This window comes from Thermoactinospora rubra (genome assembly GCF_002093975.1).
Taxonomy (GTDB): domain Bacteria; phylum Actinomycetota; class Actinomycetes; order Streptosporangiales; family Streptosporangiaceae; genus Nonomuraea; species Nonomuraea rubra_A.
In genome coordinates this window covers 202,168-214,471 of record NZ_KZ084326.1, presented here as the reverse complement: position 1 = coordinate 214,471, position 12,304 = coordinate 202,168, and the positions used below count along the sequence as shown (strand labels likewise).

10 protein-coding genes are annotated in these 12,304 nt (G+C 69.3%); 3 read left to right on the top strand and 7 right to left on the bottom strand.

Annotation, left to right across the window (positions count from 1 at the left end; all coding sequences use genetic code 11):
- Position 1: 1 nt before the first annotated feature.
- On the bottom strand, positions 2-1,690 hold the full coding sequence (locus BSB02_RS05310; protein WP_084957372.1) for an ABC transporter ATP-binding protein: 1,689 nt from the start codon (positions 1,688-1,690) through the stop codon (positions 2-4).
- 130 nt (positions 1,691-1,820) lie between these two features.
- Between BSB02_RS05310 and BSB02_RS05305 the strand changes: the two genes are divergently transcribed.
- Entirely contained in the window at positions 1,821-2,474 is a 654-nt protein-coding gene (locus BSB02_RS05305) for an aminoglycoside phosphotransferase family protein (RefSeq protein ID WP_084957370.1), read from the top strand.
- A gap of 5 nt (positions 2,475-2,479) precedes the next feature.
- On the opposite strand, the gene BSB02_RS05300 is transcribed toward BSB02_RS05305, so the two are convergent.
- Positions 2,480-3,634 (bottom strand): FAD-binding oxidoreductase, encoded by a 1,155-nt coding sequence (locus BSB02_RS05300; protein WP_084957368.1) that lies wholly within the window; start codon positions 3,632-3,634, stop codon positions 2,480-2,482.
- A gap of 253 nt (positions 3,635-3,887) precedes the next feature.
- Here BSB02_RS05300 and BSB02_RS05295 point away from each other — a divergent pair, with 253 nt between their 5' ends.
- Positions 3,888-5,111 carry an MFS transporter gene (locus tag BSB02_RS05295; RefSeq protein ID WP_084957365.1) on the top strand — a complete coding sequence of 408 codons (1,224 nt, stop codon included), beginning with the start codon at positions 3,888-3,890 and terminating at the stop codon, positions 5,109-5,111.
- Between the two features lie 88 nt (positions 5,112-5,199).
- Here BSB02_RS05295 and BSB02_RS05290 read toward each other — a convergent pair whose 3' ends face one another.
- From BSB02_RS05290 to BSB02_RS05280, 3 genes are all read right to left on the bottom strand, one after another.
- The gene (locus BSB02_RS05290) at positions 5,200-6,444 is read right to left on the bottom strand and encodes an ATP-binding protein (RefSeq protein ID WP_143590258.1); all 1,245 of its coding nucleotides are present in this window, start codon (positions 6,442-6,444) and stop codon (positions 5,200-5,202) included.
- 242 nt (positions 6,445-6,686) lie between these two features.
- The gene (locus tag BSB02_RS43390) at positions 6,687-7,040 is read right to left on the bottom strand and encodes a PIN domain-containing protein (protein ID WP_143590256.1); all 354 of its coding nucleotides are present in this window, start codon (positions 7,038-7,040) and stop codon (positions 6,687-6,689) included.
- 60 nt (positions 7,041-7,100) lie between these two features.
- On the bottom strand, positions 7,101-7,346 hold the full coding sequence (locus tag BSB02_RS05280; RefSeq protein ID WP_084957359.1) for a hypothetical protein: 246 nt from the start codon (positions 7,344-7,346) through the stop codon (positions 7,101-7,103).
- Between the two features lie 695 nt (positions 7,347-8,041).
- Between BSB02_RS05280 and BSB02_RS05275 the strand changes: the two genes are divergently transcribed.
- Positions 8,042-9,424: an ATP-binding protein gene (locus tag BSB02_RS05275; RefSeq protein ID WP_084957358.1), complete on the top strand. Its 1,383-nt coding sequence runs from the start codon at positions 8,042-8,044 to the stop codon at positions 9,422-9,424.
- A 133-nt stretch (positions 9,425-9,557) separates the two neighbouring features.
- On the opposite strand, the gene BSB02_RS05270 is transcribed toward BSB02_RS05275, so the two are convergent.
- Positions 9,558-10,298 carry a succinate dehydrogenase/fumarate reductase iron-sulfur subunit gene (locus BSB02_RS05270; protein WP_084957356.1) on the bottom strand — a complete coding sequence of 247 codons (741 nt, stop codon included), beginning with the start codon at positions 10,296-10,298 and terminating at the stop codon, positions 9,558-9,560.
- Entirely contained in the window at positions 10,295-12,220 is a 1,926-nt protein-coding gene (locus BSB02_RS05265) for a fumarate reductase/succinate dehydrogenase flavoprotein subunit (RefSeq protein ID WP_420855830.1), read from the bottom strand. Before BSB02_RS05265 ends, BSB02_RS05270 begins: the two co-directional genes overlap by 4 nt.
- Positions 12,221-12,304: the final 84 nt, after the last annotated feature.

The window sequence follows — 12,304 nt, the reverse complement described above, 5'->3', positions numbered from 1 at the left end:
ATCAGTCCTCCCCTCGGGTCACGGTGGCCCGGTACGACGGCTCGTGCGCGAGCAGGTCCCGGTGCGGGCCCTCGGCCTGGACCGTCCCGCCGTCCACGAAGATCACGTGGTCGGTGCGGTCCAGGACGAGCGGGCTGGTCGTGCAGACCAGCGTGGTCTTGCCGGCTCTGGCCTTGGCGAGCCGGTCGGCGATGCGCGCCTCGCTGTGGGCGTCGACGGCGCTGGTGGGCTCCACGAGGATGAGCACCTCGGGATCGACCACGAGCGCCCTGGCCAGGCGCAGGCGCTGCTGCTGGCCGCCGGAGAACTCGCGCCCGGCCTCGGCCACGTGGGTGTCGAGGCCGTCGGGCAGCGCCTCGACGATGTCCTCGGCGCAGGCGGCGTGCAGCGCGGCCCGCAGCGTCTCCTCGTCGGCCGTGCCGCGGACGTCGAGCTCGTCGCCCAGCCGTCCGGTGAACAGCCGGGCGCCGTTGTCGGCCACCAGGATCCGCGAGCGGACCTCGGCCGGCGGCAGGTCGCGCAGGGGCGTCCCGCCGAAGCGGACGTCGGCGTCGACGTAGCGGCCGAGCCGGTCGGCGATCTCGATGGCCTGCTCGGGCGTGGTCGCGGCCAGCGCGGTGAGGACGCCGGGCCGCACGGTGACGCCGCTGGCCGGGTCCACGAGCTCGCCGCCCGCCGAGCCCGCCGTCCCGCCGGAGACCTCGGGCTCCATGGACAGGATGCGGATCACGCGCCTGGCGGCCACGTGCCCCTTGGTGAGCTTGTCGGCCGCCTCCGTCAGCGTGCGCATGGGCCCGATCAGGAACACCGCGTAGGCGTAGAAGGACACCAGCTGGCCGGCCGAGATCCGGCCGCCCACGGCGAAGGCCGCCCCGATGGCGGTGACCACCGCGATCAGCACGCCGGGCAGGAGGATCTGCGCCCCCTCCAGGAGGGACTCCAGGCGCGCCACCTCCACGCCCGCGTGCCGTACCCGCTGCGACTCCTCGCGGTAGCGCCGGGCGAACACCTGCTCGCCGCCGATGCCCCGCAGCACCCGCAGGCCCGCCACGATGTCGGCGGCGCGGGTGGACAGCTCGCCCTGCAGGTCGCGCTGCGTGCGCTGGCGGCGGTGGAGCGGCCCGAGCAGCGGCCCGACGGCCGCGGCCATCAGCGGGACGCCGACGAGCACCATGAGGCCCAGCTGCCAGGACGTGGAGAGCATGATCACCGTGACGGTGCCGATCGCCACCACCGCGCCGGTGCCGCGCAGCAGGATGTCCATCGAGTTGCCGATGTGCGCGATGTCGGAGTTGCCGACGCTGACCACCTCACCGGTGGACAGCCGCTTCGGCAGCGTCGCGCCCAGCCGGGCGGCCTGCCTGGCGGTCACCTGAACCGTGCGGTAGGCGGCGGCCAGCCAGTTGTAGACGGCCATGCGGTGCCGCATGATCCCCGTGAACGCCTGCGTCACGCCCAGCGCCAGCAGCACCGCCGACCAGGTCAGCAGCGCGCCGGCGTCCTTGCCCGTCACCGCGTCGACGCCCTTGCCCAGCACCATCGGCACCAGCGACTGTGAGACCCACCACACGACGGCGAAGGCGATCCCGGTCATGAGCGGGACCGCCTGGCGCCGCGCGTTCCACCACAGGTAGCGGAGCGGGCTGCGGATGTCGGGTGAGCCTGGATCGGCCTCGGGAAGTGAGCGCATAGCCCGTCAAGGCTGACAAACATCGCGTTGACCAGGCAAATCATTTTCCGTCCCGTACGGCGGGCGCCGTCGCCAACCTGTTGCGTCCTTCGCCTTCCATCCGCCCCGGACTGCGAGAAGATAACTCCCCATGGGGCACCTGCGGCACGGCTACACCAACAGCACAACTGGTGACGAGTTCCTCGTCGTCAAGTACTTCGAGGGCCCCGACGCCGCGGTCAGACTCCAGACCGAGCGCACGATGCTGCGCCGCTACCGGGGCAGGCTCCCGGTGCCGCAACTGGTGAGGGTGAGCGACAGCAGCATCACGACCCGGTTCGTCCCCGGCGAGCACGGCCAGGACCTGCTCGACGACGGCCACGCCAGGGAGGTGCTCACCGCCTGCGGGCTGCTGCTGCGGCGCGTCCAGTCGATGCCGCGGCGCAGCGGCGGGGTGCTCGTGCACGGCGACTTCGGGCCCAACAACCTGCTGCTGGACCCCGAGACGTTCGAGCCGACCGCGCTGCTGGACTGGGAGTGGGCGCACCAGGGCGATCCGGTGGAGGACCTGGCGTGGTGCGAGTGGATCGTGCGCATGCACCACCCGGAGCACGTCCCGGCGTTGCCGTACCTCTTCGAGGCGTACGGCGAGCCGGCGCCCCCGTGGCCGGTCCGGCACGCGGCGATGCTGGCCAGGTGCAAGGAGCTGCTGGAGTTCGCCGGGCGGTGGGAGCCGGGCGGCGAGGGCGAGGAGCTGTGGCGTGCCCGGCTGGAGACCGTCAGCGGGTGGCGTGAGGTGGCGTAGAGAGTTCAGCTCACGGTGTGGCCGACGCTGAACAGGTTGCCCGGGTCGTAGGCGCGCTTGACGGCGGCCAGCCGGTCGTAGCCCGTGAACGCCTGGCGGGTGCGCGAGGTGTCGGCCAGGAAGTTGAGGAACGAGCCGCCCGTGGCGTGCGGCGCGAGCGCCTCGGCCAGGCCGGGCAGCGGCTCGCTGACGATCACCGAGAAGCTCGCCCGCGCGGCGGCCACGGGACCGGCGTGCCGGGCGATGGCGCCGCCCCAGTGCCGGATCTCCACGGTGGCCTGCTCGCCCGCCCGCACGGCCACGGCCATGACCTCGTCGGACAGCTCGTGGAAGAAGTCCAGGTGCCGGGCCGGGGTGCCGCCCATGACGGCCTGGCCGAAGGCCATCGGCTCGACGCTCACGCCAAGCGGGCCGAGCACGCGCTCGGGGTCGTCCCCGGCGTACATGACCTTCAGCTTGACGCCCTCCGGGCTGATGATCAGCGCGGTGCTCACCTCGCCGGGCGCGGTGGCGACCCAGTCGCGGTAGCGGTCGAGGTCGGCGAACGGGACGATCCCGGCGTGGACGACGGGCACCTCGTGCAGCCGCACCTCCAGACCAGTGACGACGCCGTAGGAGCCGCCCCCGCCGCGCAGCGCCCACAGCAGGTCGGGGTGGTCGTCGGTCGAGATCGGCTCGGCGTCGGCGGTGACGACCTCGGCGCGCAGCAGGCTGTCGGCGGCCAGGCCGTACTTGCGCGACAGCCAGCCCACCCCGCCGCCCAGCGTGAACCCGGCGACGCCGACGTCGCGGGAGGACCCCGCCAGGGGCGCCAGCCCGTACGGCGCGGCGGCATCGATCACCTGGCCCCACCGGGCGCCGGGACGCACGCGGGCCACGCGGCGATCGGGGTCGATCTCGACCTGGTTCATGCGGGAGGTGCGCAGGAGCACCGCGCCGTCCGCGGCGACGTGGGTGCCGTGGCCGGTGGCCTGCACGGCGAGCGGCAGGCCGCGATCCCTGGCGATGGCGACGGCGGCGCGCACGTCGGCCGGGGCGGCGGCGTCAACGATGATCGCGGGATGGGGGTCGAGGGCGGGGTTGAGCGCCTTGCGGGCCTCGTCGTAACCCGGCTCGCCGGGGAGGATCGTTCCGGTGCGCTCAGCGATCAGCCGGGTCATCTGTCAACCTCCGTCATCAGTGGTGTCGTCGAGGTAGACCGTGACGGAGGGGAAAACTCATCGGCGCCCGGCCGGATTGTCCGCGCTCCGCGTAATTCCCGCAGATCCGCATGATTCGCTCGCTGGCGGCCGCCCTGATCCGCGAGGCTGATCGTCCAGCCCTGGACCGCACAGCTGCCCAGGGACGACACCCCTGAGACGGACAGCCTTCGGGGGACGGACAACCCTCGGGAGACGGGACAGAGGAGACGACTTGGCGGGACTCGGCAGGAACTTCACCAAGCTCTGGGCGGCGTCGGCTGTCTCCAACATCGGCGACGGCATCATGACGGCCGCGACGCCCCTGCTGGTCGCCTCGCTCACCGACGACCCGCTGCTCGTCGGCCTGTCCGTCTTCGCCGGCCAGCTCCCTTGGCTGCTGTTCTCCCTCATCAGCGGCGTCTACGTGGACCGCCTCGACCGCCGCAGGCTCATCGTCGCGGTCAACCTCGTCCGCGCCCTGATCATCGGCCTGCTCGCGGTCGCCGTCTGGCAGGGCGCCGCCACGATCGCCCTCGTCTACGCGGTCGCCTTCCTCCTCGGCTGCTGCGAGACCCTGGGCGACAACGCCTCCGGCACGCTCGTCCCGATGGTGGTCGCGTCGGAGGACCTGCCGCGTGCCAACTCGCGCATGCAGACCGTGTACTTCGCGCTCAACACCTTCGCCGCCCCGCCGCTGGGCGCCGCCCTGTTCGTCCTCGCCGCCGCCGTGCCGTTCGGCGTCAACGCCGTGACCTTCGTCGTGGCCGCCGTCCTGATCTCCATGCTCCGCGGCGTACGGCAGGCGCCGCCCGCCGAGCGCCGCTCCCTGCGCGCCGACATGGCGGAAGGCGTCCGCTGGCTGTGGCGCCACCCGGCCATCCGGCTGCTGGCCGTCGCCCTGTTCCTGATGAACATCACCCTGATGTCGGCCTTCTCGCTGCTGGTCCTCTACAGCCGCGACCGCCTGGGAGCCGACGAGTACGGCTACGGCCTGCTCATCACGGCCATGGCCGCCGGCGCGATCATCGGCGCGACCGTCGCGCCCCGCCTCCAGTCCCGCTTCCGCGACTCGCTGCTGCTGCGCGTCGGCCTGGTCATCGAGACGCTCACCCACGCCGGTCTCGCCCTGGCGACCTCGCCGTGGGTGGCCGGTGCGATCCTGGCGGCCTTCGGCGTCCACGGGTCGGTCATGGGGGCGGTGAGCGTGACGTTGCGCCAGCGCGCGGTGCCCGACGAGCTGCGGGGCAGGGTGCAGAGCGTCTACATGATGCTGGTGGTGGGCGGCAGCGCGATCGGCGCGCTGATCGGCGGCCCGATCGCGCGGTGGCTCGGCCTCACGGGCCCGTTCTGGGTGTCGGCGGGGGCGATGGCGCTGTTCACGGTGTTCGCGTGGCGGCCGTTCGGCCGCCACCTCGCCGTGAACCAGGGGCGCCAGGCGGTCACGGTGACGAGCTGATCATCAATCGGGCACGGTCACGACCTCGCACACTGCCGATCCCGCACACCCGTCAGTGCCATTTCCGCACACCGCCCCGTGCCGCAACTCAGCCCCACAAGGTGCAGATCGGTGCCGCGATGATGCCGGGACGCAGCTCGGAGATCATGTTCCCGGTGTGGAACACCACTCCGGCCACGAACTGTTCCCCCAGCTCGTCCTTCAGCCATTCGAGATGCCTGGCGTCCTCCGGCTTGGGAGCCGCCTTGGCCTTCACCTCGATGCCGATCACCCGCCCGCCACCCAGCTCCAGAACGAAGTCGACCTCACGACGACCGTCCATCTGCCTCAGGTGGTACATGTGCGGCTCGGACTCGCATACCGGCAATTCGGCCCTGATCTGCGCCGCCACGAACGTCTCCACGAGGCGCCCTATCAGGTCGCCGCTCCGGAGCACGCCCTGCGAGTTGACCCGCAGGATGCTCGCCGCGAAGGCGGGGTCAAACAGCAGTCTCTTCGGCGTCCGGACCAGGCGCTTGAGCCGGTTGCTGAACCACGCGGGGAGCTTCTCGAGCACCAGCAGATCGCGAAACAGCCGTTCGTAGGCCTGCGCCGTCTCCCGGTGGATCCCCGCGGCCTCATACAGCGTCTTGTCGTCCACCACGCCCGCCGTATTGGCCGCGAGCGCGGCCAGGTAGCGCATGAGCCGCTGCGGATCCCGCTGTCCGTCGATCGTGTCGATGTCCCGCGTGACGATCTGCCCGACGTAACTCGACAGCCAGGCGCGGCGCCTTCTTTCATTCGGCTCCAGACAGGCGAGGGGGATACCGCCTCTCAACGCCAGGTCGATGTAACCCACCAGGTCCGGTGCGTTCTCGGGAACCCTCAACTCATCCAGGCGACCGTCGGCGAGGGCGTCGATGACCGACGGCCGCCGCGAATCGCCCTGCAGTTCGCGGACCGACAGCGTGGTCATGTCTATCCTGATCACCCGGCCCGTACCCGGCCACGTCCGCCCGCGGAAATCGCTCCATACGGAGCCGGTGAGAATAAACCGGCCAGGCCGATGATCGCGGTCCACCGCGCGCTTGACCGCGCCCAGCACCTCAGGGACGATCTGCCATTCGTCAAGGAGCACGGGCTCCGGCGTCGCGGCCAGCGCCGCATCGGGATCACGCACGAACGCATCCGCCTCGTTCTCCCTGTCGAGCCGCACCACCGTGCGGGCATACCGCGCAGCGGTCGTCGTCTTGCCGGTGGCTCGCGGGCCGACGAGCATGATCGCGGAGAAGGTGGAGAACAGGTCCTCGATGAGCGGGTCTACGAGGCGAGGCAGGTAACCGGCTGATCCCACAACTCGAGGATACCCGTGCAGGACCTGCGCATTCGTGTTTTCACACATCTGAGGATCGCGTTTTCACACACCGGCGGACCGTGCTCTCACACGATCTTCAATCGTTCTCTCACACAACATTCGCGCACGCCGCCCCGCACAGTGGACCTGGATTGTCCGTGGGTTCCCGTGCCCGTCTGGTCGGCGCTACCCATCCGATCAGCGGATCAGCAAGCCGGATTCGACCGGTCGCGCGGTGGCGTTCACTCGGGCAAGAGCCGGAACGCGGATATGTGCCTGGGGCGAACCAGGCAAAAGTCTCGGCGGTCAAGGGTGACAACCTGGACGATATGCAGGCGCTCGGCGATGGCCACGACAGATACGTCAGCCGGATCAAGCCGAGCATCCTCGTAAAGCCGGACAAGTTCCGCCATGCGCCGCACGTCCTCTGGCCTGAGGTCGACCAGCTCAAACTGGTCGAGCACGAGGTCAAGGAAATGTGCGTGTACGGCGGGGACCCATATTGCTTGCTGATGACCCCGCCCGCTTCTATCAGCACCGTTGAGGGCTGATACAGCGGCCGCCAAGCTCCTCCAGCAGACATACGCATGCCGCATGGTGCCGATCGTCTCGATCGACTACGGCAATCAGTGGACCCGTGTCGAGGATGGCGCCAGTCACAAAGACTGATTGAAGCGTTCCGCCGGCAGCTCTTCGACCCGTTCCGACAGATCACCCTTGCGTGACGCGCCGATTCCCGCGATCGACAACCGTCGGCGCCGCTCCGGCGCACTCGGCCCATCGTCCGTGGCTGGAGCCGGTTCCGGATCCCTCTTCACCAGGCGCAGCAGCCGACGCGCCTGGTCGGGCGACAGCCGATCCACCAGGTGGTGCAGCTCTTCGAGCGCGTGCCCCGCGCTCATGCCGCTGAGGTTAGCAAGCGGTTCCGCTTTCCATATGGACGGACAAGATCGCCTCACCGGGACGTGCAGGCCATCGTCATCATTTCGTTCGTTCACCTGTGCGGCGGCTCGTCTGGCGTTCAGGCGAAAGTGAGCCGGAAACCGATGGGGAGGCAGTCGCCTTGCCATGCTCAAGGAAGCGGTTTCAAGATCGATCCTTCCCCGTCGGGCGCGACGCCTGGTGATCCGATAATCGCCGAGGGGGTGCGCGGGCGAAGCCCGCGCCCGGAAAGGGCGTCCGAGCGAAGCGAGGGCCGCCAGGGGTCGCGGCTTGCCGCGACTGGCAAGGAGACAGCCCGAGCCGCCAAGGCGCGAAGCGCCCAAGAGGCGAGGACCGTTGCCCGGGCGGGCATCAGGCGCCCAACCCGGTAGTCGCGCAACGGGTGGGCGGGAGCCGTACCTCTTGGCAAAGCCGTACCTCTTGGCAAAGAGGTACGGCTCCCGCGACGGCCAAAGGCTACTTGGCGTTGGCCTTGAGGTAGTCGGCGTTCATCCGGGCGACGGTGTCCAGCGGGATGTCCTTGGAGCAGATCGCCGTGCACTCGCCGACGTTGGCGCGGCTGAATCGCTTTGGCGCAGCGTCAGCCGGAAGGATAAACCTACATTAATCGTCGGCAACGCTATACGTAGCCTACTGATGACGTAGGTTTACCCCCATGACACGTCAGCCGTGGTTCGTGAACCGTCGACGCGAGCTGGAAGCCTTGGAGCAGTGGTGGGCGCAGCCGTACCCCCGGCTGGGGTTGATCTGGGGACGACGCCGCGTCGGTAAGACCGCCTTGATCAGGAAGTTCGCCGAGAACCGCCGGGCGATCTTCCACATCGGCGCGGGGAGCACGCCCGCCGCCGAACTTCTCCAGCTCTCCAAACAAGCGGCCGAGGTCCTCCCGACGGGCCTGCGCTCGCTCGTCGACAACCCTTACCGGGACTGGATCGACGCCTTCGAACATCTCGCCGCCCAGGCCGAGCGCGAACCGTTGCTGCTGGTTCTCGACGAGTTTCCCGAGACGGTCGCCACCTCGCCTGATCTGCCCGGCGTCCTGCGGGCGCTGCTTGACCGCCTCCACGGCCGGACCAAGCTGCGGATTCTCCTGAGCGGATCCTCTGTGCGCGCCATGTGGGAAATGCAGGAGTACCGCGCGCCCCTCTACGGCCGGTTCGACCTCGTGATCCAGTTGCACCCGTTCCGACCCCACGAGGCCGCCGAGATGCTTCCCGCGCTCTCCCCAGAGGACCGAGCCGTGGTTTACGGGATCGTCGGCGGTGTGCCGCTGTATCTGTCCATGTGGAACCAGGAGCGGTCAATCAGGGACAACCTCATGGCGTTGATGGTGGGCCCGATGGCACCGTTGTACAACGAAGGCAAGCTCATCCTGGCCACGGAACCGGGATCGAGTCACCAGGCAGCGGCGGTGTTGGACGCCATCGCCATGGGAAAGACTCGCTTTCACGAGATCGCCGACATGGTCGCGACAGACCCCAGCCGGACGCTGGAGCGCCTCATCGAACTACGGCTGGTGGAACGCCTCATCCCGGTGACTGAGGACGAGAAGCGGTCCAAGCGCAAGATCTACCGGATAGCGGACAACTTTCTGAGCTTCTATCTCGGGCCGTTGCTACGAGACAGATCGAAGATCGAGCTCGGCCTCGGGGAGACGATCCTCCCGGTGCTGCTTGAAGGGTTGGACGATCACATGGGTGGTCCTTATGAGGAGGCGTTCCGTGACCATCTCCGTCGTCGCGCCGCGGAGCTCGACCCCCAGGTGGTCGCCGTCGGCCCCTGGTGGCGCAGCGACGGCCAAGACCAGATCGACGCCCTGGTGTTGCGTGGCAGGGCCAGAGAGCCGGTGCTCGTGGGGGAAGCCAAGTGGGCACGAACAGTCTCGGCCACACGAATTCTGCCTCGCCTCTTGCGCAAGGCCGCCAATCTCGTCGCCGAGCCGGAAACCCTGCGCTACGCGATCTGCGCCCGCTCCGAGGTCACCGACGCGCCGCCCGGTCTCCTCACCGTCACCGCCGCCGACATCTTCACGCCGTAACACCCAGTCCGGCACAACGAACAACCTGCGCAGAATATCCGCTCAGCGTCAGTGAATCTTTTCATCCATGGGGTGCGAAGCCAGGCGGGTACGGGACGGGCTGCCTCACTCCCCTCCCGTACCCACTGGGGAACTACTTGGCGTTGGCCTTGAGGTAGTCGGCGTTCATCCGGGCGATGGTGTCCAGGGGGATCCCCTTGGGGCACACGGCCGTGCACTCGCCGGTGTTCGTGCACCCGCCGAAGCCCTCGGCGTCCATCTGCTCGACCATCGCCTTGGCCCGCGACAGGCGCTCGGGCTGGCCCTGCGGCAGCAGCGACAGGTGCGTGATCTTCGCCGCGACGAACAGCGACGCCGAGCCGTTCGGGCAGGCCGCCACGCAGGCGCCGCAGCCGATGCACGTGGCCGCGTCGAAGGCGGCGTCCGCGTCCTCCTTGCGCACCGGGATGCTGTGCGCGTCCGGCGCCGACCCGGCCGGGACCGAGATGAACCCGCCGGCCTGGATGATGCGGTCGAAGGCGGAGCGGTCGACGACCAGGTCCTTGATCACCGGGAACGGCGCCGCGCGCCACGGCTCGATGGTGATCGTCGCGCCGTCCTCGAAGTGCCGCATGTGGAGCTGGCAGGTCGTGGTGGCCTTCTGCTCGCCGTGCGGAACGCCGTTGATGACCATGCCGCACATGCCGCAGATGCCCTCGCGGCAGTCGTGGTCGAAGGCGATGGGGTCCTCGCCCTCGAGGATGAGCCGCTCGTTGAGCACGTCCAGCATCTCCAGGAAGGACATGTCGGGTGAGACGTCCTTGACCTGGTAGGTGACCATCCGGCCGGGGTCCTCCGGGCCCTTCTGCCGCCAGACCTTGAGGGTGAGATTCACTTGTAGCTCCGCTGGGTCATCTTGACGTACTCGTACTCGAGCGGCTCCTTGTGCAGGATGGGCGTCCCGTCCGGGGAGTACTCCCAGGCGGCCACGTAGGCGAAGTTCTCGTCGTCGCGCAGCGCCTCGCCGTCGGCGTCCTGCGACTCGGCGCGGAAGTGGCCGCCGCAGGACTCGGTGCGGTGCAGGGCGTCCAGGCACATCAGCTCGGCCAGGTCGAAGAAGTCGGCGACGCGCCCGGCCTTCTCCAGCACCTGGTTGAGCTCCTCGGCGGTGCCGGTGACCTTCACGTCGCGCCAGAACTCCTCCCGCAGCGACGGGATGAGGTCCAGGGCCTTGCGCAGCGACTCCTCGGTGCGCTCCATGCCGCAGTAGTCCCACATGATCCTGCCGAGCTCGCGGTGGAAGGAGTCGGGCGTGCGGGAGCCGTTGACGGACATCAGCCGGTCGATCCTGGTGCGGACCTTGGTCTCGGCCTCCTCGACCGCGGCCTCGTCGACCTCGCCGAAGGGCCCGTCGGCCAGGTAGTCGCCGATGGTGGTCGGGAGGATGAAGTACCCGTCGGCCAGGCCCTGCATGAGGGCCGAGGCGCCGAGCCGGTTGGCGCCGTGGTCGGAGAAGTTGGCCTCGCCGATGACGAACAGCCCGGGGATGGTGGACTGCAGGTCGTAGTCCACCCACAGCCCGCCCATCGTGTAGTGGACGGCCGGGTAGATGCGCATCGGCACCTCATACGGGTTCTCGCCGGTGATGCGCTCGTACATCTCGAAGAGGTTGCCGTACTTCTTCTCCACCGCCTCGCGGCCCAGCCGCCGGATGGCGTCGGAGAAGTCGAGGTAGACGCCCAGCCCGCCGGGGCCCACGCCGCGGCCCTCATCGCAGACGTTCTTGGCCGCCCGCGAGGCGATGTCCCGGGGGACGAGGTTGCCGAAGGACGGGTAGATGCGCTCCAGGTAGTAGTCGCGCTCCTCCTCCGGGATGTCGCCGGGAGCGCGGTTGTCGCCCTTGCGCAGCGGCACCCACACCCGCCCGTCGTTGCGCAGCGACTCCGACATCAGCGTCAGCTTCGACTGGTACTCCCCGGAGACCGGGATGCAGGTCGGGTGGATCTGCGTGTAGCAGGGGTTGGCGAAGTAGGCGCCGCGCTCGTGTGCCCGCCAGATCGCCGTGGTGTTGCAGCCCTTGGCGTTGGTGGACAGGTAGAAGACGTTGCCGTAGCCGCCGGTCGCCAGCACGACGGCGTCCGCGAAGTGCCGCTCGATCTCGCCGGTGACCATGTCGCGCACGATGATGCCGCGCGCCCGGCCGCCGGAGACGATCAGGTCGAGCATCTCGTGGCGGGCGAACATCTGCACGGTCCCGGCCGCGATCTGCCGTTCGAGGGCCTGGTAGGCGCCCAGCAGCAGCTGCTGGCCCGTCTGGCCGCGGGCGTAGAAGGTGCGGGAGACCTGGGCGCCGCCGAAGGAGCGCGTGTCGAGCAGCCCGCCGTACTCGCGGGCGAACGGCACGCCCTGCGCGACGGCCTGGTCGATGATGTTCACCGACACCTGGGCCAGGCGGTAGACGTTGGACTCCCGGGCGCGGAAGTCGCCGCCCTTCACGGTGTCGTAGAACAGGCGGTAGATGGAGTCGCCGTCGCCGCGGTAGTTCTTGGCGGCGTTGATGCCGCCCTGCGCGGCGATGGAGTGGGCCCGCCGGGGCGAGTCCTGGTAGCAGAAGGACTTGACGTTGTAGCCCAGCTCGCCGAGGGTCGCCGCGGCCGACCCGCCCGCCAGGCCGGTGCCGACGACGATGATGTGGAGCTTGCGCCTGTTGGCCGGGTTGACGAGCCTGGCCTGGAACTTCCGCTTGTCCCAGCGTTCCTCGATGGGGCCGGAGGGCGCCTTGGTGTCCCGGATCTCCGGGCCTTCGACGTAGTTCATTGAGATTCCTTGAGGCAGGAGACGGAAACGCCGGACGGCGAGAAACGGTGTGCGATAACTTCTCTACCGAGAGTGATAACCAAG

Coding starts and splice junctions, on each gene's coding strand:
- BSB02_RS43390 (WP_143590256.1), bottom strand. CDS start 7,040: ATGCGGCATGCGTATGTCTGCTGGAGGAGCTTGGCGGCCGCTGTATCA.
- BSB02_RS05280 (WP_084957359.1), bottom strand. CDS start 7,346: ATGAGCGCGGGGCACGCGCTCGAAGAGCTGCACCACCTGGTGGATCGG.
- BSB02_RS05300 (WP_084957368.1), bottom strand. CDS start 3,634: ATGACCCGGCTGATCGCTGAGCGCACCGGAACGATCCTCCCCGGCGAG.
- BSB02_RS05275 (WP_084957358.1), top strand. CDS start 8,042: ATGACACGTCAGCCGTGGTTCGTGAACCGTCGACGCGAGCTGGAAGCC.
- BSB02_RS05310 (WP_084957372.1), bottom strand. CDS start 1,690: ATGCGCTCACTTCCCGAGGCCGATCCAGGCTCACCCGACATCCGCAGC.
- BSB02_RS05305 (WP_084957370.1), top strand. CDS start 1,821: ATGGGGCACCTGCGGCACGGCTACACCAACAGCACAACTGGTGACGAG.
- BSB02_RS05265 (WP_420855830.1), bottom strand. CDS start 12,220: ATGAACTACGTCGAAGGCCCGGAGATCCGGGACACCAAGGCGCCCTCC.